Origin of the sequence: Terasakiella pusilla DSM 6293, from assembly GCF_000688235.1 — a bacterium.
GTDB classification, from domain to species: domain Bacteria; phylum Pseudomonadota; class Alphaproteobacteria; order Rhodospirillales; family Terasakiellaceae; genus Terasakiella; species Terasakiella pusilla.
The window spans coordinates 128,127-153,061 of sequence record NZ_JHYO01000007.1 but is presented as its reverse complement, the minus strand read 5'-3'; the positions used below and the strand labels follow the sequence as shown (position 1 = coordinate 153,061).

Here is a 24,935-nt window from a genome sequence, read left to right as displayed (position 1 = left end):
TCTGAGAGGCCTGACTAAAGTGAAAGAGCAATGCTTGATGGCAGCCACCGCCCAAAACATCAAGAAAATCGCCCTCATCTTAGCCCGTCTCAGGTTTTTATGGCGATATTTACCCACTGGAACGCCCACATATGCCTGAAAATGAAGCAGTGGAGCAACCTGCTTAAAGAAATGTCCAACAGAACAAAAAAACACAACCTTATAGAAAATAACAAACCCCGCCAAAATTGACGGGGTTTGTCAGAGATCTGAGGCCTTACGCGTTATACGTAAGGCCCTTTTTGTATCAGGATGTGGGTCTAGGCTTTTTCTTCCGCTTCATCGGGGTCATGCCGCCTTTGTCGTCCCCGCCACCTTTGGGTTTGTATGACTTTTTCCCTTTGGGTTTAAAGTCTTTCTTTTTGCGGGGACTATCGTCTTGGAAAGAGCGTTTTTCTTCGCTTCTTTCCTCAAAGTTTTTCTGGTCCGCGCCTTTTCCTCGGTGCGTTGGTTTTTTAGGGCGTGGGTCTCTGTCGTCGCGATCTCTTTTGCGACCAAAGGCTGGTTTGTCGCCTCGTCCGCCGCCGCCGCCGCGTCTGCGGGGGCCGGAAGATTCAAATGCGGGCTTTTCTTTCAGCAGGTCAATAGTGACGCCACTTTCCACTTTGCGGCTTGGACCAACGGCTGCCAGGAATTTTTCTACACTGTCGGGGTGAAATTCGACATAGGTGACGTCTTCCTGAATTTTGATGGATCCGATCTCGCTTTTTGCCAAATGACCGGCACGCAGCAACATGGGCAGAACCCATCTTGGCTCTGCGTTATGTTTACGACCGATGGACAGGCTGACCCAGGCGCCATTTTCAAAATCGACACGGTCGGCTTTGTTGGCACGGTCGCTCCGCTCTCCACGTTCCCCGCGCTCTCTTGGTGCGGGGGCGTCCAGCAATTCTTCCGGTGCGGGTTGACTGGTGTTTTGCAGGCGAATAAGCGCCAGTGCAATCTGTTCCGGGCTGTATTTCGCCATGACCGTTTGCAGGAAGTCTTTTTCCGTTTCCTGTACAGCTTCTTCAAAGGCAGGGTTATTGAGAAAACGTTCCTGATCCTGTTTCAAAACCTCTTCCAGAGAAGGTGGATTTGTCCAGGCAGCAGCAATCTCTGCATGTTCCAGCAAACGTTCTGTGCGGCGACGCTGGTTGTATGGCACAACAAGGGCGCTTACCCCTTTTTGCCCTGCACGCCCTGTACGGCCACTGCGGTGAAGCAAGGCTTCGCTGTTTCTTGGCACATCGGCGTGAATGACCAGTTCCAGACCGGGCAGATCGATCCCGCGTGCAGCCACATCCGTTGCAACACAGACGCGCGCACGGCCATCACGCATGGCTTGCAGTGCGTGTGAACGTTCGTTCTGGCTTAGTTCACCGGACAGTGCGACAACCGAAAAACCACGGTTGTTCAGGCGACTGTGCAAATGGTTAACAGTTGCGCGGGTGGAACAGAAAATGATGGTATTGCGGGCTTCGTGGAAGCGCAGGATATTGATGATGGCATTTTCCCGATCGCTTGGCGCAACGGTAAAGGCTTTATAATCAATATCTTTGTGCTGTTTTTCCGGTGCTTTTGTTTCCAGACGCACCGCATCGCGTTGATAGCGTTTAGCAAGGCTGGCAATGCCGCGCCCAACGGTGGCAGAAAACATCAGAGTCTGGCGTTCTGCTGGCGTGGTATCAAGGATACATTCCAGTTCATCACGAAACCCCAGATCCAGCATTTCATCTGCTTCATCCAAAACAACGCAGCGCAGTTCACTTGTATTCAGGGAGCCACGTTCAATATGGTCGCGCAAACGCCCCGGCGTGCCGACCACGATGTGGGAGCCGCGTGAGAGGTTGTTGCGTTCTGTGCGCATATCCATCCCGCCAACGCAGGAGGCGATTTTAGCACCGGTAAATTCGTAGAGCCATTCCAACTCGCGTTTGACCTGCAAAGCCAGTTCGCGCGTAGGGGCGATGATCAGAGCCAAAGGGTTGCTTGCGCCAGAAAAGTGGCTGGCGTCACCCAAGATGGTGGGGGCGAAGTTCAGGCCGAAAGCAACTGTTTTACCAGAGCCGGTCTGGGCGGATACAAGCGCATCCACCTGGCGCATTTCAGGGGCTGTCACAGCTTCCTGAACGGGTGTTAGTGTTTCGTACCCTCGTTTGATCAAAGCTTGTTCAAGGGAGGAAACAACACCGTTAAATTTTGTCATATTCTATCTTTTTTCCGAAAATGAGGGATTATCAACCACTCCTCATTGCAGTGGGTTGGCTGTCTTATAGAGCATATATGGGGAACGTCACCATGAAAAATAGCCCCCCATACGAAAGAACCGTGCTTTTTTAAAGCTATCGGTCTTCTTTTTGAATAAATGTCCAAGCGATAAAGCGACTGATCTTCTGTCCTTGCGCCATGTCGATGACTTTATAGTCCATAACGTTGGTCTTGTGCAATTGTCGTTCAAGGTGTGGCAGATTTTCTTTTTTAGAAACAAGCGTTGTAAACCATCGGCATTGATCGGCAAAGTCAGCGCTTTCCTCAATCATGCGGGTGATGAAGCGGCGTTCACCACCGGGACACCAAAGTTCGGCTTTTTGTCCGCCAAAATTCAATTTGGTTGATTGACCTTTACCCAGATTTTTCCATTTGCGCTGCGTGCCTTTGTTGGCTTCGGCTTCAGACGCATGAAAAGGCGGGTTGCACATGGTCAGGTGAAAATAGTCTTTTGATCCGATGATGCCCTTAAAGATATTGTTTTTATTTTTCTGATGCTTAAGGGCTATCTTTAATTTGTTGGATTGACAGATTTCTTTGGCGGCCTTGAGGGAAACCACATCAATATCACTGCCGCTAAACTGCCAGCCATATTCCGCCTGTCCGGTTAAGGGATAGACCAAATTGGCCCCTGTCCCGATGTCGAGCACATGAACGTCCCGCCCGCACGGGATGTCCCCGTTATTATCGTCAGCTAACAGGTCAGCGAGATGATGGATATAATCCACACGGCCGGGTATGGGGGGGCACAGGTAATTTGGGGGGATGTTCCAAAATTCAATCCCGTAATAGGCTTTTAGCAAGGCTTGGTTCAGGGTGCGCACGGCCTTGTCATCCTGAAAGTCGATGGTGCTTTGCCCGGATGGGTTTTTCTTTGTAAAGCTTTTGAGCGCAGGCAAGCTTGCATGTAATTTGGTAAAGTCGTACCCGTCTTTATGACGGTTGCGTGGATGAAGTTTGGATTTACGATCCATAGAAAACCTGTTGTCAGCGGTGTGGGTCCGCATGGATATCACATTCCATCGGGTTTGTGGCGAGCCTTGATAAAAAAACTTTTCTTTTAGGCTTGAATATAAGGGGTGATATCGGAGTATAAAATGTCTAAAAACAGCCTCTCTCAGATCAACAAAAAATCGGCGCCGTTGTGAAGACCATCATTATCACCGAAAAAACGTCCCAGAAGAAAGACCTTGCTGCGGCAATTGGCAATAAGTACGGCGAAATCCTTGCCGCCGAAGGCCATTTATTGAGCCTGCAAGAACCGCAAAAGGTCAATGGGAAGTGGGGGAAATGGTCGTTTGATCTGTTGAAACCTGACGATTTTTATCCAACCTGCCCCGCCCCCGATGCATCGCCCTCGGCACGTAACAAGCTGATGGCGATTGAAGCGGGGTTGAAGACAGCAGATAGAGTGATCCTCGCGACTGACTGTGACCGTGAGGGACAGTTGATTGGGGAAGAACTGCTGCGCCATTACCGCTTCAAAGGACCGGTGGAGCGCGCAATCTTTACTGCGCAGGACGAAAAGACGCTTCGCCAAGCCTTTGAGAAGTTGGAGCCAAACGACAAATATCAAAACCTGGGCCAAGCGGCAGTTGCGCGCCAACAGGCAGATCAGGTCTATAATTTGTCTTTGACGCGTGCGGCAACGGTTGCCCTAAAGGAACCGGGGCAATATGGCGCGATTGGGATCGGGCGGGTCAAGACCCCCACCCTTGCCATTGTCTGTATCCGGGAACTGGAAATCCAGAAGTTTAGCGAGAGCGATTATTATCATATTGTCGCAACTGCCCAGACAGAGGCCGGCACGCTGACGCTGAAACATGCGCCTAAGGACAAGATCACCGATAAAGCACGTGCTGATGAATTACGTGGCCATGCCGATGGGTTTAACGGCCCGTTAAAAGCAACAAAGACTGTCAAGACGAAGAAACCGCCCAGGCTGTTGGATTTGCCGGAGCTACAGAAAATCTGTTCGCGCAAATGGGGCTGGAATGCGGATAAAACACTGGAAATCGCCCAAGAGCTCTATGACGGTGATGGCAAGAAAATCCAGACTTATCCGCGTGCGGAATCACGTTACCTGTCTGAAAACCAAATCGAAGATATCGGCGAGATCGTGCGCGGCCTGCAACGACTGCCCCAGTATCAGGAACTGGATTTGAGCCAGCCGCAGGTGCGCAAAGGCAAAGCGGGCCACTTTAGTGACGAGGCCTTAAAAGGCGTGTCTCACCACGCGATTGTGCCCAACAAAAACACCATGGATCGCATCTCGCAGATTTATCCGCGCTTGAGCGAGGACGAGCGCAAGATGTTTGATCTGGTTGCAAGTTCCTATCTCGCGATCCTGATGCCAGATTACACCTATGAATCGACCTCTATTTCCATGGATGTTTTGATCCCTGAGGATAAAACGATCGAGTTTAAGATCACGGGGAACATCCCGCTAAATCAAGGCTGGAAGTCTGTCTACACCGACGTGATGGAGAAGAAAGAGGAAGACGCAGGCGAGCTGCCCCCCGTCAAGGATGGGGATATGGCGACCCTGTCCCCTGTTGAGGTGGATCTCAAAAAGACCAAGCCGCCCAAGCGTTTTTCTGAAGGGACCTTGATTGATGCCATGCAGAACGCATGGAAGTTTGTGGAAGATAAAGACCTGCAAAGCCGCCTGAAAGAGGCTAAGGGCATCGGCACGCCTGCAACGCGGGCCTCCATCATCTCCGGCCTTAAACTACAAAAGTTCCTGATGCAAAAAGGCAAGAACATCGTCCCCAGCGAAGCCGGTTTGACCTTGTTTAAAACCCTAAAAGCCGCCGCCCCTGAACTTGTGGACCCGGGTGTGACGGCCTTGTGGGAGATGAAGCTGGATGATGTCTTGTTGGGGGAACGATCCGCGCGCGATGTCTGGGATGAAATTGGCAACGCAACGGCACGCCTGATCAGTGTGATCCGTCAAAATGCCGCCCAAGCCCCCAAGATCGTAACAGGGATCAAGGCCCCGAAAGGACTTAAGGGTGGCAAGCCGACACCCAAGATGTTGGAAGTCACCAAAAAGATCGCGACGGAAAAAGGCTTGAGCCTGCCCAAAGGTTACACATCGGATTTTCAGGTGTGCAAGGAATTTCTGGATGAACATCTGGGCGGTAAGGTTGACCCGTTAAAAGCCGCAGAACGGCAGTTGACCAGTGGGATGTTTGGCGACATCACCGAAAAAATGGCGCAGGAGATTATCGCGAGCTTTGGCGCTGAAAGTGTTAAAATCGTTGAAGAAACACCCGAACGCCTTGCCGATGTCAAAGGCATTAGTGCGGCTAAGGTCAAAGCGATCTCGGAGCATCTGGAGGCCAAGAAAGCCTGTAAGGTGATTGGCAATGCTTTGGGGGAATGTCGCATCCCCCCCATCTATGCCTTGCGCCTTTATAAGGTCTACGGGGATAAGACGCTGGAAACCCTGCAAAAAAGCCCCTATCAGGTCATCCGGGACGTGAAGACATTTGGCTTTGAAAATGCAGATAAACTGGCCCAAAAAGCCGGATTATCACCGGAAAGTGTGGTGCGTGCGGGGGCGGCACTCTATCACGCGCTCAACCAATCGCGTAGCCCCCGCCCCAAAGATGGCTTGTTTGCCATGTTGGAAAAGCGTTTGTCCCTGACGACGCAAGTTCTAGCACAAGCGTTGGAGGTGGAGCTGGAGGCAAAAGAGATCATCACGTCTCAAGGTGATCTTTCTTTAGCTGTTTGGCACAAGCAGGATCAGGATATTGCTAAACGCTTGAAGGCGCTGAATCAAGGGGCTGTGCCCTGGCCTGAATTTGATGGCGCACGGGCCCTGACGTGGGCGATCCAAAAGTTTAAGCTGCAACTTCCCCCACCCGTGCAGGAGGTCGCACGACGTCTGTTAACCTGCAAAGTGTCTGCCCTTGATGTGGCGGCAGGGGCACAAGTTGGCCCTGTCCTGAAAGCAGTGGCAGAGATTTTACTGGCGAAGGGACAAAAGGTCACTGTGGTTGCGCCGACCCGTGGGCAGGCGAAAGAGTTGGCGGCCCTATCTGATCTGGATGCGAAATCTGTGGTCAAAGCCTTAGGTTGGACCGCGAAGACGCAAAAGTATAAGCACACCGCGCGCAAACGTCTGGACTGTACTCTGATGATTGTGCAAGACGCCCATGTGATTGATCGCGCCATGTTAGGTCCGTTGCTGGATGCCTTGGACCCGGAGGCAGCGTGTTTGTTTGTCGGTGATTTCCAAAAAAGTCCGGCCCTGACCTCTGCCCAAATGCTGGAGGGAATGAAAGCACATCCGATCGCCCTGCCCGTCTTGAGCGCCCCAGAGAGCCAGCGTGTGCAAGCCTTGACGGCCTTGCGACACAATAAACCACTTGAGGTACGTGCGGATGCCAGTGACTTTTTTAAACTTGATGTGGCTAATCCAGACGATGGGGTGCGTAAACTGAGCGAGATCGTTCAAAACCGCTTGCCCAAACGGTTTAAATTTAATGCGATCAAGGACATTCAGGTTGTCTGTGCGGGACAAGGTGGCCCGTTGGGGACCATGGCGCTCAACCGTCATTTACAACATCTGCTGAACGGGGAGCAAGCATCGTCGCAAGTTGAACGTTTCGGGGTGCGCTATCGTGTGGGCGATAAGGTGATCGCGTGCGAAAACAATCTGGATCAGGATGTGTTGGCTGGCGAGATTGGTGTGGTGAAAGCGATTGATAAGACAGCGCAGATCATCAACATGACGTTTTCCGGCAAGACTGTTGCGCTTGCGTTTGATGAGCTTGACCATTTTACCCTCGCCTATGCGGTGTTGAGCAGCCAGCTTCAGCACATGAACACCAAAGCTGTTGTGGCATGTTTGCCTGAAAATGGTGGGCTTTATGATGCGCTCTCTGCGGCAAGTGAATTGGCGGTGTGGTTAAAGCTATAGCGGACTGCGCTTGACATTATAGCGTCTGCGCTTATTGTGACTTTTATGACAGGGGTGCCCGTTGGGGCTGAGACTTACCCTTAGGACCTGAACCGGATAATGCTGGCGTGGGAAGTCACTTTGTAGATTGCGATCTCATCGTTTTTCCTGATACGTATTTTTATTATCCGACAATCTGGGTGGGTTTTATCCTGACTAAGCGTTTTGTTGTGTCTGCGTGCAGGCACGTCACCGAATGAAAGATAAAACGAATGAGAAAGTTTCTTCTCGCGGCGTCTGTCGCAATGACCTCCCTTATGACTGTTTCGATGGCGCAAGCCGCGGATGAGGTTAAAGTCCTGCTCGATTGGTTCGTCAACCCGGATCATGGGCCGCTGATCATCGCGCAGGAAAAGGGCTATTTTGCAGATGCCGGGCTGGATGTGGAAATCATCGCCCCGGCTGATCCATCTGCCCCGCCGAAACTTGTTGCCGCGGGTCAGGCTGATCTTGCGGTGAGCTATCAGCCGCAACTTCATTTGCAGGTCAGTGAAGGTTTGCCGTTGGCACGTGTAGGCACGTTGGTGGCAACGCCGCTGAGTTGTTTGTTGGTCCTTAAAGATGGCCCGATCAAAACGCCTGCGGACCTGAAAGGCAAAAAGATCGGCTATTCCGTCGCGGGTGTGGAAGAAGCTTTGTTAGGGACCGTGCTGAACACCCATGGCGTCAAGCTGGATGATGTGGAACTGATTAATGTCAACTTCTCTCTTTCTCCGGCGTTGATGTCTGGTCAGGTGGATGCGGTGATCGGCGCGTTCCGTAACTTTGAGCTGAACCAGATGGATATCGAAAATGAACCGGGCCGTTGCTTCTACCTTGAAGAAGAAGGCGTGCCTGCTTATGACGAGCTGATCTATGTGGCAAATGCGGAGACGATGGACAAAGCCATGCTCGCGAAGTTTATGAAAGCGACTGAACTGGCAACCCAGTACATCATCAACAATCCGAAAGAAAGCTGGGAACTCTTTAGCGGCACGTCTAAAGAGCTGCAAAACGAGCTGAACCGCCGTGCTTGGCTGGATACCATCCCACGCTTTGCGCTGCGTCCGGCTGCGTTTGATGCGGGTCGTTATCAGGCGTTCCAATCCTTCTTGATGAAGTCAGGTTTGGTGAAGGAAGAACAACCGGTTTCCAAACTTGCTGTTGATGTATCGGCGAAATAACATGGCATACGGTAAGGTATTTGAGGCGTTGCGGGCATCTTGTCCGCACGTCTGGAGTGAATATACAGAGCATGGCTTCGTCAAAGGTTTGGGCGATGGCACTTTGTCGAAGGAAGCCTTTCTGACTTATCTGCGTCAGGACTATGTTTTCCTGATCCATTTCTCCCGCGCCTGGGCGCTGGCGGTCACAAAAGCGGGTAACCTTGCGGAGATGAAGGCGGCCTCTAGTGTCGTGCACGCCCTATTGCATGAAGAAATGCAGCTCCATATCGGCATTTGTGCGGAGGCTGGCATTAGTCTGGAGGAGCTGGAAAATACAGCAGAACTGCCGCAGAACATGCTCTACACCCGCTATGTGCTGGAAGCCGGATATTCCGGTGACTTTTTGGATATGATGGCAGCCTTGGCCCCATGCGTGATGGGGTACGGAGAAATCGGTGTTAATCTGGATAAAGCAGCCACGTCGAAAACCTATCGGGAATGGATCGATACCTACGCAGCCGCTGACTATCAGGCGCTTTGCGCTGATTTGGGCGCGTTGATTGACCAAGCTGTCCTCAGCCGTCTGGGCGATGCGTATCAACAGACCGGACGTTGGCAGACCTTACAGAAACATTTCGAGACAGCAACCCGTCTGGAACGTGATTTCTGGGGGATGGCGTTTGAGGCGAAAGACGAAGCATGAGTGTATTCGGTCCGGCAATTGAGATTGAAGGCAAAGCTTTTGACGCAAAAGGGTTGTTGTTTGATACCCTAAAGGTGGAGATCATAGCGGGGCAATGGACTTGCTTGCTCGGTCCTTCCGGTGTGGGGAAATCAACTTTGCTGCGCGTCCTTGCCGGACTGGACACCCATGTGACGTTTGAAGGAACGATTACGGCGAGTGATCATCTAGACGTCGCCTCGCGTGTGTCCTATATGGCGCAAAGTGATCTGCTGCTGCCGTGGGCAACCATATCGGAAAATATTTCTCTGGGCGCAAAGCTGCGCGGCACGGCGGCTGATCAGGCAAAAAAAGCCCAGATCATTGAACAGGTGGGCTTGCAGGATCATCAGGATAAATATCCCTCTGAACTGTCAGGCGGCCAGCGTCAACGCGCTGCCCTTGCCCGGACCTTGATGGAAGATACGCCGATTGTCTTGCTGGATGAGCCGTTTTCCGCGCTGGATGCGAAAACAAAATTCCAGATGCAGGAGCTGGTAGCTGAGACCTTAAAAGGCAGAACGATTTTGCTGGTTACTCACGACCCGGGCGAAGCCGTGCGCCTGTGCAGTCAGATTTATATCCTGAATAGCCATGACCTGCATGTGGCCCCAAGTTTACAGCCCCCCTTCCCCAAAGATTATCGTGACGAGGCCGTCTTTACTTTACAAAACGAGTTACTGGCCCAAATTAGGGGGAATGAGCAATGAGAGGCTGGCGCTACAGTGCAGCGGCGGTCCTGTCCGTCTTGTTAATTTGGCAGACGATTATCTGGTTTGCCGAACCACCGCGCTATATTCTCCCCGCCCCGGTGGCCGTTTTTCTATCATTTATTGATAATGTTGATCTGATCTTTGAACATGCGCTGGTCACGTTGACCGAAGTGTTCCTCGGTTTGTTGATCGGCATTTCGTTTGGTGTGGCAACTGCCTTGCATCTGGAGACCTCAAAGTCTGCGCGCCTGTTTGTGCGCCCGCTTTTGGTGTTCAGCCAAGCCCTACCCGTTTTTGCGCTGGCCCCTGTGCTGACGCTGTGGCTAGGATATGGCATGACGTCCAAGGTGGTGATGGCGATCCTGATTATCTATTTCCCCGTGACCTCGGCTTTTCATGATGGCCTGTCGAGAACACCTAAGCGGCTTCTGGACCTTGCCAAAGTGATGCAGGCTTCAACTCGCAGAACACTCTTTTTCATTAAAGTCCCCGCTGCTATGCCATCGCTGTTTTCCGGTATCCGCTTGGCGGCTGTCTATGCCCCTATTGGGGCGACGATTGGGGAATGGGTCGGATCGTCCCAAGGGTTGGGTTATCTGATGTTGCTGGCAAACGGACGGGTCAAAACAGACCTAATGTTCGCCGCCCTCCTCACTCTCGGCTTTATCTCTATGAGCTTATACGGGCTGACCGGGTTGGCGTTGACGCGGTTGTCTAAGCGATATGGGGGGGATTAAGACGTTTTATGGGCTAAACTTTTTATGCGCCGAGATAGATTTTCGATGATCTGTTCTGCGCCGGGAAAGTTATGGCAGATGATACGTGTTCCTGTTCTCGTAATTTCGAGAGATGGATTGAATGAAATGTGTTGGTAGTCCGGCATTTTCAAATGTTTTTCGGCGATTGTATCGTATAACAAAGCACCATCAATTCGGTTTGAGGCCAACATGGAAAACAATTGTTTTTCTGAAGTGGCTTTAGTGACACTCGCGCCAAATTTGTTGGCGAAAGTTTCCAGAGTAGATCCGCGAATGACACCTATTTTTCTGTTTTTCAGGTCTTGTTTGTTTTTAAAATCGCTTTTCTTTCGATTTGTATAGACTCTGGCAATTGCAGTTCTGATTTTGATGGTTTCGAGCAAAGGGGTGTCGCTTTTTTCCGGCCATTTTTCGCGAATTGCAGAGAGTGATGCTGGGAATAAGCAAGAATGCTTATCATGCCAAAAGTCGCGAAGTGTTCGTTTGACCGGACTGAAATTGGCTTTGAAAGCAGGAGTGTGTTGAGCTGTAATGCTTTGAATTATATTATTGAGTTTAAAGTTTGCGCCTTCTTCCAATTCGTTCTCGATAGAAATTAGATACAAGTTGATTTCAGTATCGGCTGCATAACTAGAGAAGGATGCTGTCATCAAGGTGAGGAAGAGGGTGAGCTTTTTGTACATTTCGATCACAGCGGACTTATTTTTGGAGGGGAGTTTTGGATTGTAATGATTGAATAATTTTGTTAAGAAATCAATCTTTAATGCCTTTTTTGCTTTGAGCCTCCAAACCTATGACTGGTGTTGTTCGGGCAATGAGGTGTGATCTTACTCTCCTTTTCTTTACTCTATAGCTGATTTCACCTATATACAGCCCTTCCCCACCCACATAGGAAGGTAGGCCCATGCGGTATATCGTAACGGTTCTGGTTTTGTTATTGGTCGCGGCGTGTGATGGTTCCCCGCAGGCGAGTACGGAGACATCTTTTTCCGGCTCCACCATGGGCACGACATTTATGGTCAAGGTGATTGACCTGCCTGACGATTTGCCCGCTGAAACGGTGCGCAATGACTTGAGCGCGTTGCTCAAAGATGTGAACGATAAAATGTCTCTTTGGGTGAAGGATTCAGAGTTGGTGCGCTTTAACTCTTCTGCCTCGACCGATTGGATTTCGGTTTCACAGGACTTGTATCATGTGACAGAAGCGGCGCAAAAAATCAGCGTGTTGACCGACGGGCGATTCGATGTGACCATGGAACCTTTGATTAAGCTATGGGGGTTTTCAACGCGGGAAAAGAGTAACGAGCCGCCTTCGGATGACGATATTGCGCAGGCCTTGTCTGTTGTCGGATATCAAAAAGTGGAAACCCGTGCCGAGCCCATGGCAATGCGTAAAAGCATGCCCGGTGTGACAGTTAACCTGTCTGCAATTGCGAAGGGCTACGGCATTGACCAATTGGCGCGCTACCTTGAAAGTCAGGGTATTGAGAATTACATGGTTGAAATTGGCGGAGACTTGCGGGTAAAAGGCCTCAACGCCCGTCAGGAAGCGTGGCAGATTGCGATTGAGAAACCGGATGTCACCAGCCGTTCTGTTTATCGGGTGTTTCCCGTACATGGAACAGGGATGGCAACATCGGGGGATTATCGCAATTTCTTTGAAGCGAATGGGAAGCGATATACCCATATTATCGACCCCAGAACCGGACGACCTGTTGCGCATCAGCTTGCATCCGTGACGGTGCTGAGTGAGACGGCGATGCAAGCTGATGGTTTGGCAACCGCCCTTCTGGCAATGGGGGAAGTTGATGGTCCCGCCTTGGCGGAAAAAAATGGAATTGCTGCTTTTTTCCTGATCCGCGAGGGTCAGGGGTTTGTTGAAAAACAAACGTCTCATTTCGAGGCATATGAAAATGGCGTACAATAGACGGGCATGGCAGTGTCTGGATTGGGAGAATAAGTAATGCAAACTTTTCTAGTGGCTTTCTGCGTGGTCATTCTGGTCATTGTCGGCATGGCTGTGGGGGTGATGTTTAAACGCAAACCCATTCAGGGAAGCTGCGGCGGCTTAAATGCGATTAGTGACGCCGATCACTGTGTGGTCTGCAAGCGTCCGAACGATCCGAATAGTTGCTATCAAAAAAAGCTGCGGGCGCGCTTAAAAGATAGCTAACCGAACAATCCCGCGTTGTCTTTTGTGCAATGCGGGATTTTAGTACCTTTTTCGTTTATGAGTAAAATGTGGGCCAAGTTCTTTTAACCCCTTCATTTATAAGTACAACTCATTGAAATTGCGAAAAAGGTAGTACCAAAATAAGTGAAGGTCACAATTGTATCAGCATTTAATTTGTGGTACTTGCGTGCAGTTTTTGCGTTTTTTAAACGTGTGTCCCTTCGTGTCAAACGAAGCTAGAAGAGGGATAGTTTTTTGGGATGAAGATTAAAAAAGGTTTGGATGTGCCGATTATCGGTGCGCCAGAGCAGAAAATCTACGATGGCAACCCGGTTAAGACCGTTGCCTTGTTAGGTCCGAACTTTGGTTGGATTAAACCTTCTATGAAAGTGGAAGTCGGCGATAGCGTAAAGCGCGGGCAAGCATTGTTTGTTGATAAACAATGCCCGGACATTACCTATGCTGCACCGGGTGGTGGTAAAGTTGTTGCCATTAACCGTGGGCATCGCCGTGTCTTGGAATCAGTTGTTATTGAACTGGACGAAAACGAAGAGGCTGTACAGTTTAATAAGTACAAGCCTGAAGAACTTGCGGGCCTATCGCGCGAGGTTGTCCGTGATCAATTGACAACGTCTGGCGGTTGGACCTGTTTTCTGACCCGTCCGTACAGCAAGGTGCCACATTCTCAGGATACACCACGTTCTATTTTTGTCACCGCGATGGATACCAATCCGCTGGCGGCTGATGCGAACGTGATCATCGAAGAGTCAAAAGAAGACTTCTATAACGGTCTTGTGCTGATCTCTAAACTGACGGATGGTCCGACATTTGTTTGTCAGGCACCGGGCAATACGCTTCCGGGCGCAGATATTGCAAATGTCCGTTTTGAAGAGTTTGAAGGCCCCCACCCTGCGGGTAACGCGGGCACGCACATTCACTTCCTTGATCCGGTCAGTGCCACGAAAACGGTCTGGACCATCAATTATCAGGATGTGATCGCAATCGGTAAACTGTTTGTCACTGGCGAACGTTCCCCGAACCGCGTTGTGTCTCTGGCTGGTCCGGGGGTGACCAAGCCGCGTCTGGTGCGTACCCGTATCGGTGCAAACCTTGATGATTTGACGGCAAACGAGTTGAACTACGATGACTGTCGTGTCATTTCCGGTTCTCTCCTGTCCGGTGATACCGCAGAAGATACGTTTGCGTATCTGGGGCGTTATCATACGCAGGTCACTGTCCTTCATGAAGGGCGTGAGCGCGAAATCTTGGGCTGGTTGATCCCGAAATTCAGCAAATATTCCTTCTCCCGCGTGAACCTGTCTGCGTTGACGCCGAGTAAGCTGTTTAACCTGACCACCAACCGCAACGGTAGCTACCGTGCAATGGTGCCGACCGGGTCTTATGAAGCAGTTGTACCGCTGGATATTTTGCCGACGCAATTGTTGCGCGCCCTGTTGGTGAAAGATACCGACGCCGCACAAGCGCTTGGCGCATTGGAATTGGCAGAGGAAGATCTCTCGCTTTGCAGTTTTGTTTGTCATAGTAAATATAACTACGGTGAAGCACTGCGCGAGAACCTCACACAGATCGAGAAGGAGGGCTGATCGTTGGGACTCCGTAAATTCTTCGACAGCATTCACCATCACTTCGATGTGGGTGGAAAGTACGAAAAATACTACGCTCTTTACGAGATGGTGGATACTTTCCTCTATTCATTGAAAGATGTAACCTATAAAGCACCGCACGCCCGCGATCATATGGACCTTAAACGTATGATGAGCTACGTGGTGGTTGCGGCTATCCCCTGTATCCTGTTTGCCCTTTATAATACAGGTTACCAAGCCAACACAGCTTTGCAGACCATGGGCAAGACAGGTGCGGACGGTTATGCCGGCTTTATCCTGAACCTGCTGGGGATCGGTTTTGATCCGAACAGCATTTTTGCGAACATGGTTCACGGCCTTATGTACTTCCTGCCGATTTACATCGTCACACTTGCTGTCGGTGGTATCTGGGAAGTTATTTTTGCCGTTGTCCGTAAGCACGAAGTGAACGAGGGTTTCCTTGTAACTTCTATGCTTTACACACTGATCCTGCCGCCGACAACGCCACTGTGGCAAGTCGCGCTTGGTATCTCATTTGGTGTGGTTATCGGTAAAGAAGTCTTTGGTGGTACAGGTAAAAACTTCCTGAACCCTGCCCTTGTTGGTCGTGCATTCTTGTACTTTGCTTATCCGGCAAGTCAGTCTGGTGCCAATGTTTGGGTTGCCGTTGATGGCTATTCCGGTGCAACAGCCTTGAGCTTGGCGAATGAAAGCGGTTTTGCAAGTCTGCCACAAGCTGGCATCACTTGGATGGACGCCTTCCTTGGCTTTATTCCGGGGTCTTTGGGTGAAACATCTGCTTTGGCTTGTTTCATCGGTGGTGCGTTCCTGATCTTTACCAAGATCGCCAACTATCGCCTGATTGCAGGCTGCCTGATCGGCATGATCGCGACAAGCTACCTGTTTAATACAATCGGCAGTGACACCAACCAGATGTTCTCTATGCCTTGGTACTGGCATTTGGTCATCGGTGGTTATGCCTTTGGTTTGGTCTTCATGGTGACGGAACCTGTGTCCGGTGCGATGACAAACCAGGGCCGTTGGGTCTACGGTGCTTTGATCGGTGTAATGGTTGTTTTGATCCGCGTTGTGAACCCGGCCTTCCCGGAAGGGATGATGCTGGCGATCCTGTTCGGTAACATCTTCGCACCGCTTATTGACCACTTTGTTGTGAAAGCTAACATTAAACGGAGGTTGCGTCGTAATGTCTGATAACGAACAAAAATCAGCAGCTTCTTCTGATACACCGGTACGCACAATTATTGTGGCGGTTGCGTTGAGCCTTATTGCGTCTATCGCAGTATCGGCCGCGGCAGTTATGCTAAAACCGACACAAGAGCTGAATAAAAGTCTGGCGAAGAAGAAAATCATTCTTCAGGTTGCAGGCCTTTATGAAGAAGGCATTAACATCGAAGACGCTTTCACAAGCAAGATCGAGCCGCGTCTGGTAGACCTGGCAACAGGGCAATATAGCGACGCTGCTGATCCGGTAACGTATGACCAGCGTAAAGCTGCCAAAGACCCTGCGATGAGCGAGGTTCTAGACAAGTCTGACGATATCGCCAGCATTAAGCGTCAAGCCAACCTCGCCAGCGTTTATCTGGTTAAAGAAGGCGACGAGCTGAAAAAGATGATCCTGCCGATCCATGGGTACGGCTTGTGGTCGACACTTTACGGTTTTGTCGCTTTGAAACCTGACCTGAACACCGTTTCCGGCCTGCAGTTTTATGAACATGCGGAAACACCGGGTCTGGGTGGCGAAGTTGATAACCCGAAATGGCGTAGCCTGTGGCCAGATAAAAAACTTTATGACGACGAAGGGAACGTAAAAATCTCTGTCGTTAAAGGTGGGGCTTCTGGTGAGTATCAGGTCGATGCTTTGGCAGGGGCAACCCTGACAAGTAACGGCGTGAATAATCTTGTTCAATTTTGGGTCGGTGAGAAGGGTTTTGGTCCTTTCCTCCGCAACATGCAGAAATAGGAGGGTACAGTGGCTAAAAACAATGTCCTGACGGACCCGTTGATTGACAACAACCCCATTATGCTACAGGTGTTGGGCGTGTGTTCCGCACTTGCTGTAACATCATCGTTGCAAGTTTCATTGATCATGTGTGTGGCCCTGACGTCTGTTGTCGCATGCTCTAACTTTTTGATCAGTGCTATTCGTAACCAAATCCCGAGCAGTATTCGTATTATTGCTCAAATGGTTATCATCGCGTCTTTGGTGATCGTCGTTGACCAGATTTTGAAAGCTTATGCTTATGAAGTCAGCAAGACTTTGTCTGTCTTCGTTGGTCTGATCATTACAAACTGTATTGTAATGGGTCGTGCCGAAGCTTACGCAATGTCTAACCCTCCGGTCGCCAGCTTCCTTGACGGTGTTGGTAACGGTCTGGGCTACAGTGTGGTTTTGGTATCTGTTGCTGTGATCCGCGAACTTTTTGGTGCCGGTAAACTTCTGGGCATTACAATCTTGCCAACTGTCAATGATGGCGGATGGTATGTCCCGAATGGTTTGCTTCTGTTGCCACCAAGTGCGTTCTTTATCATCGGTCTTCTTATTTGGGCGGTTCGTTCTTATAAGCCGGAACAGGTTGAAGAACGTGATTACAAGATTTCATTCCCGGTGAGGTACTAAGACATGGAAGCTCATATTAGCCTTTTTGTTAAATCGATTTTTATCGAAAACATGGCGCTCTCCTTTTTCCTTGGTATGTGTACTTTTCTTGCCGTATCAAAGAAAATTGAAACAGCTCTGGGTCTTGGTATTGCCGTTGTGGTCGTGCAAGCGATTACCGTTCCTGCAAACAACCTCGTTCTTTCGTTATTCCTGAAGGAAGGTGCGTTGTCTTGGGCGGGGGCACCAGATCTTGATCTGCGCTTTCTTGGTTTGATCTGTTACATCGGTGTTATTGCCGCGATCGTGCAGATCCTTGAGATGGTTTTGGATAAGTTCTTTCCGGCTCTTTATAACGCGCTTGGGGTGTTCTTGCCGTTGATCACAGTTAACTGTGCGATCATGGGCGGTTCCCTGTTTATGGTGGAACGTGACTATGGTTTCGGTGAGTCTGTGACTTACGGTATCGGTTCAGGTTTAGGCTGGGCATTGGCGATTACTGCTATGGCCGGTGTTCGTGAGAAGCTGAAATATAGTGATGTACCTGAAGGCCTGCGTGGCCTTGGGATTACCTTCATCACGGCTGGTTTGATGTCCATGGGTTTCATGGCCTTCTCCGGCGTGAAGCTTTAGGCTGAAGAAAGAAACGAGTAGGAAAAACCATGCAAGAATTTACAGCAGGTGTCGTTGTTTTCACAGCCATCGTTCTGGCGTTGGTGATCATCATTCTGGTTTTCAGAAAGATGCTGGTGCCTTCGGGCAACATCTCCATCCTGATTAACAACGAAAAAACTATCGAAGTCGCTCCCGGCGGCAAGCTTCTGACCACGTTGGCGGATAATGGTCTGTTCATTCCGTCTGCCTGTGGCGGTGGCGGCTCTTGCGGTCAGTGCACCGTAAAAGTTCATGAAGGTGGCGGAACATTGCTGCCGACTGAAGAATCTCATGTCAACAAACGCCAAGCCCGCGAAGGCTGCCGTTTGTCCTGTCAGGTTGCTGTGAAGCAAGACATGAAGATCGACATCCCTGAAGAAGTCTTTGGTGTGAAGAAATGGGAATGTGAAGTTGTCTCCAACGAAAACGTGGCGACCTTCATTAAATGCCCGATCTTTAAATTGCCGGACGGTGAAGAAGTACCGTTCCGCGCCGGTGGTTACATTCAGATCGAATGCCCGCCTTATGATATCTCTTTCAAAGACTTTGATGTTGAAGAAGAGTATCGCGCAGATTGGGATCATTTCAATCTTTGGGATATCAGCCATAAGCAGGAGGAAGATTGCCTGCGTGCCTATTCCATGGCGAACTATCCGGACGAAAAAGGTCAGATCATGCTGAACGTGCGGATCGCGACCCCGCCTCCGGGTTCTGAAGGGATTCCTCCGGGGATCATGTCTACTTACATCTGGAACCTGAAACCGGGTGATAAAGTGACAATTTCTGGTCCGTATGGTGAGTTCTTTGCCCGCGAAACTGACAACGAGATGATCTTTGTCGGGGGTGGTGCTGGTATGGCGCCGATGCGTTCTCACATCTTTGATCAGCTGAAACGTCTGGAATCTAAACGTAAGATTTCCTTCTGGTACGGTGCCCGTTCTGTGAAAGAAATGTTCTTCGTTGAAGACTTCGACGGTCTGGCTGCCGAGAATGAGAACTTCGAATGGCATGTGGCTCTATCCGATCCGCAGCCGGAAGACGATTGGGACGGTTACACTGGGTTCATTCACAACGTCCTGTTTGAACAATACCTGAAAGACCACCCGGCCCCAGAAGATTGTGAATACTATCTTTGTGGCCCGCCCATCATGAACTCATCTGTTATTCAGATGTTGCTCGACCTTGGTGTTGAACGTGAGAATATTCTCCTCGACGACTTCGGTTAATCGGCATATATAAACAACATAGCCACGGATGCAGTATTGCACCGTGGCTATGTTACTTTTAGGGCCCCTGTTTTGGGGGAATATGAAGGAAAGACCGCAGTGAGTGACGACGAACAAGCCGAGAAAACCAGTATAAAGGCCGTGTCCTTAGGCTCGGTGGCACCGGTTAAACAGTCTGGTTTGTTGTTATCTGTTTTTCGTAAATTTGGTCAACTTGATACCGCGATCCTTGCGGGTAGCTGGCTGTCGATCCTCATTGCCTGTACGGGCTTTGCTCTTGATTATCTTCTCAACCTCGCAATCTCCCAGTGGTTGGCCCCTGCAGATCTTGGGGATTATTCGGTTGCGGTGTCGATGGCTGTGTTTGGCGGCATGATTGCCTTGCTTGGTACGGACCAGATGCTCATGCAGTTTCTACCCCAGTATCTTGAGAAACGCGATTGGGCGCGTAGCAAAGGGGTGTTGCTCTTTTGCTTTTCGATTGTCTTGGCAACGAGTTTTCTGATTGCACTTGGGGCGTTTAGCTTTTTTCATTTCGGGTTCGACGATTGGGCCAGCCACCCGGCAGTCTTGGCGTTTGCCATGTTGCCGGTGGTGTCTATGGCGATGTTGGCGTCGAAGGCGCTCAGGGGCTTTAAGATCATCGTTTTGGCCTCGGCACCGATCAGTGTCGCCCTGCCCTTGATGGTGATGGTTGGCGGCTATTTGTTGGCTCTGGACGGCTACATCAGCGACTGGGACCTTGTGGGTGTCTTTGGCGTCGGTTTTATGGCGATCCTGCTTTTGCAGTCTGTGGTGTTGGTGCGCAAAATTACCGGTACCATGTCTGGTGCGATCTCCCGTTTTGAATATAAAGAATGGGGAACCGCATCCGTTTCCATGATGATGGCAGCGGTTTTGTTTTTGGGCATGGAGCAAGTGGGCCTGTACGTTTGTGAAATTTTGGGCAGTGAAGAAGACGTGGCGATTTATGCGGTGTTGGTCAAACATGCGCGCTTTTTGCTGATGATCTTTATGGCGGTCAACTTAATTGCCCTGCCCTATATTGGTCCGGCGTTGCAGCGCAAGGACCAAAAGGGCCTACAACGTCTCTATGGCACCTGTATGCATTTGGTGATGTGGGGCGGTTTGTTGCCGTTGATTGTATTCATTTTTAAAGGTGAGGCCTTGCTGGCAGCCTTTGGTAAGGAATACGAGGTGGGATATTCAAGCTTTCTGATTCTCATGGGTGCTTATTATCTCAACTTCATTGCAGGCTTTTCTGTGCCTTTCTTGCAATTCTCTGGGAACCGGAAAATTGTCATTTTTTCGATTTCCATCGCGTTGTCAGTTGAAATTTTACTATTCATTTTGCTTGTACCCGCTTATGGTTTTAATGGAGCTGCTTGGTCTATGGCGGCAACCCTGTGTAGTCTGTCGGTTTGGATGACCATACAATGTAGGCTGCGTCTGGGATTGCACCCTTTGCGGCTTTCCTGAGGGGGACTTGGGGCGTACTCCTGACCTCTAAAAACTAAAAATGATTTAAGGGAGAGTAAAATGTTACATACCGTTCGTGTTCAAGACTTTATGGTTACAGACTTTGTGAAGCTTAGCCCTGAGGAAGATATGTATCATGCGGTTAAGGTCCTGACGCATAAGGAGGTGCCTGCCGCTGTCGTGGTGGACAAAAAAGATAAGTTGGTTGGTGTCCTGTCGGAAACGGACTGTATGCGCGTTGTGCTGGATGCATCCTATAACGAACGCCCGCCGGGTAAAGTGGAACAATATATGACCACAAAAATGGATACGGTTGATGTGGATGCGACCTTGATTGATGTGGCCGCAATTTTCCGCGATAAGACCCACCGTTTGTACCCTGTCATGGATCATGGGCGTCTTGTCGGCATTATCACGCGTCGTCGTGTCCTGCGCGCAACAGAACCTTTCTTTGAGCGCTTTAAGAATACCCAACGCAGTGCCTAATGGAAAACCTGCCTGAAATTGTCGGCCTAATTGCCTTTTTGTTGTTTGGGCGTTTGTTTTTAAGGACGTTTAAAACAAAGCCGGATCATTGGCAGTTAAAATGCACCGGTTATCTTTGCCTCTCTGTACTGGCTTTCGTGGTTTTGGTGCTGGGTGTGGGGTTGAGTTAAAATAAATTATTTTTTGAGTTATTCAGAACGGAGCCAGTTGGCTCCGTTTTGTTGTTTATACGGGGGATCTAGTCGAGTGTTCTGCGGTATCTCAAGATTGCAATACAGGTAATAGCGACCATAAAGACTAATAGAGGCCACAGATGAGGCCAGATATCGATAAAGGTGCTGCCTTTCAGCAAAATACCTCTGGAAATGATGATGAAATGGGTTGCCGGAATGAGGTTGCCCAAATATTGCGCCCAAATAGGCATCCCTAAAAAGGGAAACATAAAGCCGGACAGCAAAATGGAGGGCAGCAGGATCATGATAGACAGCTGTAGGGCTTGGGTCTGGTTTTTCGCAGCAGCAGAGATCGTAAAGCCCAGCGCCATGTTACACACGATGAAGATACTGAGGGCTGCGAAAAAAAGCCAAAGCGACCCGATTATAGGCACACCAAACAGCAGGCTTGCGGCGATAATGATCAAGGCGGATTGAAAAAAGCCGATCAGCACATAGGGCGTGATTTTACCCATCATGACTTCTAACGGCGAAATCGGCATGGCCAGCAGGTTTTCCATGGTGCCGCGTTCTCGCTCCCGTGTCATTGCCAAGGCAGTCATCATGATACCTGTCATGGTTAGGATAATGGCCACCAAGCCGGGGACGATGTTATAGCGGGTGAACCCTTCTGGGTTATAGAGGCGATGGGTCAGGATTTTAAAGGCAGGGGGGGATTGCTGAAGCTTGGCGAGCGGGCCTGTCAGTTCTTGGTTTAAGATCCGTTGCAACATGCCATTTGCGGCCGAAAGGGCACCGGCGGCCGCGACCGGATCGCTGCCATCGGCTTCGATTAAAAGATCTGGTGACTGACCGCGGATCATATCGCGCTCAAAACCCGCCGGGATTGTCACAACAAACAAAACCTCGCCGCGTCGAAGCAAGTCTTGCCCTTGCTGCTCTGAATGTATGTCTTGCTCAATCGAGAAGTATTCGGTGTTTTTAAGGCCTGCGATGACGGTATGTGCCGTTGGACTATTGTCATAAGATAAAACGGCCGTTGGCAGATGTTTGGGGTCTGTGTTGAGTGCGTAGCCAAAAAGCAACAGCTGAATGACGGGGATCATGATGATCATACGCAAGGTGACGGTATCTCGGCGCAGTTGGATAAATTCTTTAACCAGTACGGCAGCAGACCGACGAAAAGAAAAGAACATTAGCCTGCCTCCTTCTTCGCAAGAAAGTTATCTTCGGCATCTGCCATATAGCGGATAAAGACATCTTCAAATGACGGGCTTTCTTGATGCCAGTCATAGGCCGGATTGTCGAAGTATGGGGTCAAGGCGGCCTTTAAACTGTCAGCATCTGTCCCACTGACGTGCAAGCTATCGCCGAAGGGTGCCACGGTTTTGACAGCATCCAGTTTTTCCAATGTGGCGGCAAGGGACATGAGGTTTTCGCCTTGAACAACCCATGTGTACAGCCCTGCCCCTTGGATGACGTCCTGAACACTGCCTTGGGTTACCAATTTGCCATAGGACATATAGATAATGGCATGGCAACGTTCGGCCTCGTCCATATAGTGAGTACTGACCAACACGGTTAGGCCATTGGCGGCGAGCTTGTGGATTTCATCCCAAAATTCCCGCCGTGCTTTTGGGTCAACCCCAGCGGTGGGTTCATCGAGCAATAGAAGCTGCGGGTCATGGAGGATGCAGGCAGCGAGCGCAAGCCGCTGTTTCCAGCCACCGGATAAGGAGCCTGCGAGTTGTTTTTGGCGGGTGGCGAGATTAAGCTTGGTCAAAGCCTCATCGACACGCTGCTTTTTGTGATCCAGCCCATAGACGGTGGCGACAAATTCCAGATTTTCACGGATGGTGAGGTCTTCCCAGAAGCTGAATTTTTGGGTCATATAGCCAATGCGTTTTTTGATCTCTAAGGCTTCTGTGCGGATATCAAGGCCAAGGGCGGTGCCTTCGCCTTCATCCGGGGTCAAGAGCCCGCAAATCATGCGCAAGGTAGTTGTCTTGCCCGATCCATTCGGTCCCAAAAAGCCATAGATTTTTCCTTTGGGGACTTTGACATCAAAATGGTCCACGACCAGCTTGTCACCAAATCGTTTGGTCAGGTTTTTGACGTCAATGGCATAGGCTTGTATGGTCACGACCCTGCCTCCAACGATACTGAGATCGGCAATCCAAGGCGAAGGGCTTCATGGTATGCTGTTGGCTGAGATTCAATCATAAAGACCAGTTTGTCACGGGATTCAACGCTAAAAATGACGGGGGGTGTATATTCACTTTCAGATGCAATGTGGGTGATACGTGCGGGATACGAAGTTGGACAGCCATCACAGGATACGAGGACTGTTTGTCCCATTTTTATGGTGGTGACTTGATCAACAGGGATAAAAAATTTGATTTTGATGTTTTCTGGCGGAAGAAGTTTCACCACCGTTTGCCCTGCCCCAACATATTCACCGGGTTGAAAGAAGGTGTCTAGAACTAGGGATTTCTTGGGGGACGTGGGGGCGGCTTCTTTCAGCTTTTGGACAATTTGTTTGTGCTGTGCCTTTTCAATTTCGATGTTGGCGCGGGCAGCCTCAACCTTGTCACTGCGTGCGCCAAGGTTGGCGGCGACGATCTGGGCGTTGACTTCTTCCGCACGGGCCTTGGCGCTGTCTAGGTTGGTGATGACCTCATCGCGCCGTGATAAGCTGACCGCGCCGGTTTTACTGAGCGGCATAATGCGGTCATATTCTTTCTGGGCATTTTCCAGATTGGCTTTTGCTTGCGCTGCCTGTTTAAAAAGGACTTCTAATTCTTCCGGTCGCTCCCCTTTCAACAGGTCTTTCAACTCAGCTTCGGCTCGGCGTGTGGCGGCGGCTGCGCTATCAGCCTTTGCTTGCAGGTCTGCGAGGTCTAGGGAAAAGAGGGGCGTGCCGCCAGAGATGATCTGCCCTTCCCTCACGGTAAGGCTGGCAAGGACACCGCTGCTGGTTGGGGCAAGGGAAAGTGTGTCGCCATCGACATAACCGGGGATGGTTGCTTTTTCCGGTGTGCAGGATGCGAGGGTTAGGCCACACAGAAAAACGAGTAAGCTTTTTTTCATGACTTCTCTTTCTTATTTGCGTCAATGACAGAGTCGATATTGTGTAGGACCATACGTTTAATGGTGTTCAGCTCTGATGCCCCATAGTGTTTCCACCCTGTCCGGCGCAGCAGGAGTTCTTGGTGGGTTTTAAAAATGGTGAACTGACCGAGGATAGTCTGGGTGCATAAAATGGCATCTATTGACTCGGCATCCTTCCCGATTAAAAAAGCCGTAAGTCGGGTTAAGGTTTCGTGCGTCGGTTTTAACATCTCAATGTAAAAACGCTCAAAGACGCAGGACGGATGAATTTGTTCCCGAATGAAAATTTCGACCATGCTGGGCGACATCTGCTGGCTCAAAAGGATATCAATAAAACTGGCAACAAAGTCGTGTAACAGCTCATGAGCTTCTGCCTGCGTTAAATCCGGCTTGTTGAGCGCTTGTTGGATCTGGTGTGCTTTTGGCCCTTGTTTGGACTTAACTGTAGAAATGATATGTTCGATCACCGCCTCATAGAGCCCGTCCTTACTGCCGAAGTAATAAGGAATTGCGGAGATGTTTACACCGGCTTTGTTGACGAGCATCCGGGTTGATGCCCCATTAAAGCCATGCTCTGCGAACACGGACATTGCAGCCTCTAAAAGACGTTGGGCAGTTTCTTTTGATTTTTTGTCAGACATAGAGTCCTCACGTTTAGGAATTCAACAAGGATGCCTTCAAAAGCAGATTTAAGTCAATCGATTGATTTATTTTTTGATAGGGCTTTATGTCCTTGGCCTCTAATCCCTTTATAATTTGTGGGCATATTGTAACTTAGAATACTTCTCATTTTTAAATTATCCTCTATATTTCA

22 protein-coding genes and 1 riboswitch are annotated in these 24,935 nt (G+C 50.0%); of the genes, 15 read left to right on the top strand and 7 right to left on the bottom strand.

Annotation, left to right across the window (positions count from 1 at the left end; translation table 11 throughout):
* Nucleotides 1-286: 286 nt before the first annotated feature.
* Together Q397_RS21425 and rlmF are read right to left on the bottom strand one after the other, a co-directional pair.
* Nucleotides 287-2,227, bottom strand: coding sequence for a DEAD/DEAH box helicase (locus tag Q397_RS21425; protein ID WP_051609781.1), 1,941 nt, complete (start codon nt 2,225-2,227; stop codon nt 287-289).
* Between the two features lie 136 nt (nt 2,228-2,363).
* Complete coding sequence (rlmF, locus tag Q397_RS0106740) at nt 2,364-3,296, bottom strand: 23S rRNA (adenine(1618)-N(6))-methyltransferase RlmF (RefSeq protein WP_084148970.1); 933 nt, start codon at nt 3,294-3,296, stop codon at nt 2,364-2,366.
* Nucleotides 3,297-3,433: 137 nt separating this feature from the next.
* Here rlmF and Q397_RS23945 point away from each other — a divergent pair, with 137 nt between their 5' ends.
* From Q397_RS23945 to Q397_RS0106715, 5 genes are all read left to right on the top strand, one after another.
* Nucleotides 3,434-7,222, top strand: a complete 3,789-nt coding sequence (locus Q397_RS23945; RefSeq protein WP_051609780.1) for a DNA topoisomerase — start codon at nt 3,434-3,436, stop codon at nt 7,220-7,222.
* Between the two features lie 40 nt (nt 7,223-7,262).
* Nucleotides 7,263-7,353: riboswitch (TPP riboswitch) on the top strand.
* Nucleotides 7,354-7,473: 120 nt separating this feature from the next.
* A complete protein-coding gene (locus Q397_RS0106730) occupies nt 7,474-8,424 on the top strand; it encodes an ABC transporter substrate-binding protein (protein WP_028878761.1) in 951 nt (316 codons plus the stop codon).
* A 1-nt stretch (nt 8,425) separates the two neighbouring features.
* A complete protein-coding gene (gene tenA / locus Q397_RS0106725) occupies nt 8,426-9,109 on the top strand; it encodes a thiaminase II (RefSeq protein WP_028878760.1) in 684 nt (227 codons plus the stop codon).
* Nucleotides 9,106-9,837: an ABC transporter ATP-binding protein gene (locus Q397_RS0106720; protein ID WP_028878759.1), complete on the top strand. Its 732-nt coding sequence runs from the start codon at nt 9,106-9,108 to the stop codon at nt 9,835-9,837. Before tenA ends, Q397_RS0106720 begins: the two co-directional genes overlap by 4 nt.
* On the top strand, nt 9,834-10,577 hold the full coding sequence (locus Q397_RS0106715; protein ID WP_028878758.1) for an ABC transporter permease: 744 nt from the start codon (nt 9,834-9,836) through the stop codon (nt 10,575-10,577). Before Q397_RS0106720 ends, Q397_RS0106715 begins: the two co-directional genes overlap by 4 nt.
* On the opposite strand, the gene Q397_RS0106710 is transcribed toward Q397_RS0106715, so the two are convergent.
* Entirely contained in the window at nt 10,574-11,290 is a 717-nt protein-coding gene (locus tag Q397_RS0106710) for a transporter substrate-binding domain-containing protein (RefSeq protein ID WP_169737979.1), read from the bottom strand. The genes Q397_RS0106715 and Q397_RS0106710 overlap by 4 nt on opposite strands.
* Nucleotides 11,291-11,502: 212 nt before the next feature.
* Here Q397_RS0106710 and Q397_RS0106705 point away from each other — a divergent pair, with 212 nt between their 5' ends.
* From Q397_RS0106705 to Q397_RS0106660, 10 genes are all read left to right on the top strand, one after another.
* Nucleotides 11,503-12,525, top strand: coding sequence for an FAD:protein FMN transferase (locus tag Q397_RS0106705; protein WP_028878756.1), 1,023 nt, complete (start codon nt 11,503-11,505; stop codon nt 12,523-12,525).
* A gap of 36 nt (nt 12,526-12,561) precedes the next feature.
* Nucleotides 12,562-12,771, top strand: a complete 210-nt coding sequence (gene nqrM, locus Q397_RS0106700) for a (Na+)-NQR maturation NqrM (RefSeq protein ID WP_028878755.1) — start codon at nt 12,562-12,564, stop codon at nt 12,769-12,771.
* A gap of 260 nt (nt 12,772-13,031) precedes the next feature.
* The gene (locus tag Q397_RS0106695; RefSeq protein ID WP_028878754.1) at nt 13,032-14,375 is read left to right on the top strand and encodes a Na(+)-translocating NADH-quinone reductase subunit A; all 1,344 of its coding nucleotides are present in this window, start codon (nt 13,032-13,034) and stop codon (nt 14,373-14,375) included.
* Nucleotides 14,376-14,378: 3 nt separating this feature from the next.
* The gene (locus Q397_RS0106690; protein ID WP_028878753.1) at nt 14,379-15,587 is read left to right on the top strand and encodes an NADH:ubiquinone reductase (Na(+)-transporting) subunit B; all 1,209 of its coding nucleotides are present in this window, start codon (nt 14,379-14,381) and stop codon (nt 15,585-15,587) included.
* A complete protein-coding gene (locus Q397_RS0106685) occupies nt 15,580-16,356 on the top strand; it encodes a Na(+)-translocating NADH-quinone reductase subunit C (RefSeq protein ID WP_028878752.1) in 777 nt (258 codons plus the stop codon). Before Q397_RS0106690 ends, Q397_RS0106685 begins: the two co-directional genes overlap by 8 nt.
* 9 nt (nt 16,357-16,365) lie before the next feature.
* Entirely contained in the window at nt 16,366-17,013 is a 648-nt protein-coding gene (locus tag Q397_RS0106680; protein WP_028878751.1) for an NADH:ubiquinone reductase (Na(+)-transporting) subunit D, read from the top strand.
* Nucleotides 17,014-17,016: 3 nt separating this feature from the next.
* Entirely contained in the window at nt 17,017-17,625 is a 609-nt protein-coding gene (gene nqrE / locus Q397_RS0106675; RefSeq protein ID WP_028878750.1) for an NADH:ubiquinone reductase (Na(+)-transporting) subunit E, read from the top strand.
* Between the two features lie 29 nt (nt 17,626-17,654).
* Nucleotides 17,655-18,872, top strand: coding sequence for an NADH:ubiquinone reductase (Na(+)-transporting) subunit F (nqrF, locus tag Q397_RS0106670; RefSeq protein WP_028878749.1), 1,218 nt, complete (start codon nt 17,655-17,657; stop codon nt 18,870-18,872).
* Between the two features lie 99 nt (nt 18,873-18,971).
* Nucleotides 18,972-20,351: a lipopolysaccharide biosynthesis protein gene (locus Q397_RS0106665; protein WP_156950649.1), complete on the top strand. Its 1,380-nt coding sequence runs from the start codon at nt 18,972-18,974 to the stop codon at nt 20,349-20,351.
* A gap of 60 nt (nt 20,352-20,411) precedes the next feature.
* On the top strand, nt 20,412-20,837 hold the full coding sequence (locus Q397_RS0106660) for a CBS domain-containing protein (RefSeq protein ID WP_028878747.1): 426 nt from the start codon (nt 20,412-20,414) through the stop codon (nt 20,835-20,837).
* Between the two features lie 238 nt (nt 20,838-21,075).
* Here Q397_RS0106660 and Q397_RS0106650 read toward each other — a convergent pair whose 3' ends face one another.
* The 4 genes from Q397_RS0106650 to Q397_RS0106635 are packed head-to-tail and all read right to left on the bottom strand — an operon-like array spanning nt 21,076 to nt 24,762.
* Nucleotides 21,076-22,206 carry an ABC transporter permease gene (locus Q397_RS0106650; protein ID WP_028878746.1) on the bottom strand — a complete coding sequence of 377 codons (1,131 nt, stop codon included), beginning with the start codon at nt 22,204-22,206 and terminating at the stop codon, nt 21,076-21,078.
* Complete coding sequence (locus Q397_RS0106645) at nt 22,206-23,153, bottom strand: ABC transporter ATP-binding protein (protein ID WP_028878745.1); 948 nt, start codon at nt 23,151-23,153, stop codon at nt 22,206-22,208. Before Q397_RS0106645 ends, Q397_RS0106650 begins: the two co-directional genes overlap by 1 nt.
* Nucleotides 23,150-24,100 carry an HlyD family secretion protein gene (locus Q397_RS21415; protein WP_051609779.1) on the bottom strand — a complete coding sequence of 317 codons (951 nt, stop codon included), beginning with the start codon at nt 24,098-24,100 and terminating at the stop codon, nt 23,150-23,152. The genes Q397_RS0106645 and Q397_RS21415 overlap by 4 nt, the downstream gene beginning before the upstream one ends.
* Nucleotides 24,097-24,762 (bottom strand): CerR family C-terminal domain-containing protein, encoded by a 666-nt coding sequence (locus tag Q397_RS0106635; protein WP_028878744.1) that lies wholly within the window; start codon nt 24,760-24,762, stop codon nt 24,097-24,099. Before Q397_RS0106635 ends, Q397_RS21415 begins: the two co-directional genes overlap by 4 nt.
* Between the last annotated feature and the right edge of the window lie 173 nt (nt 24,763-24,935).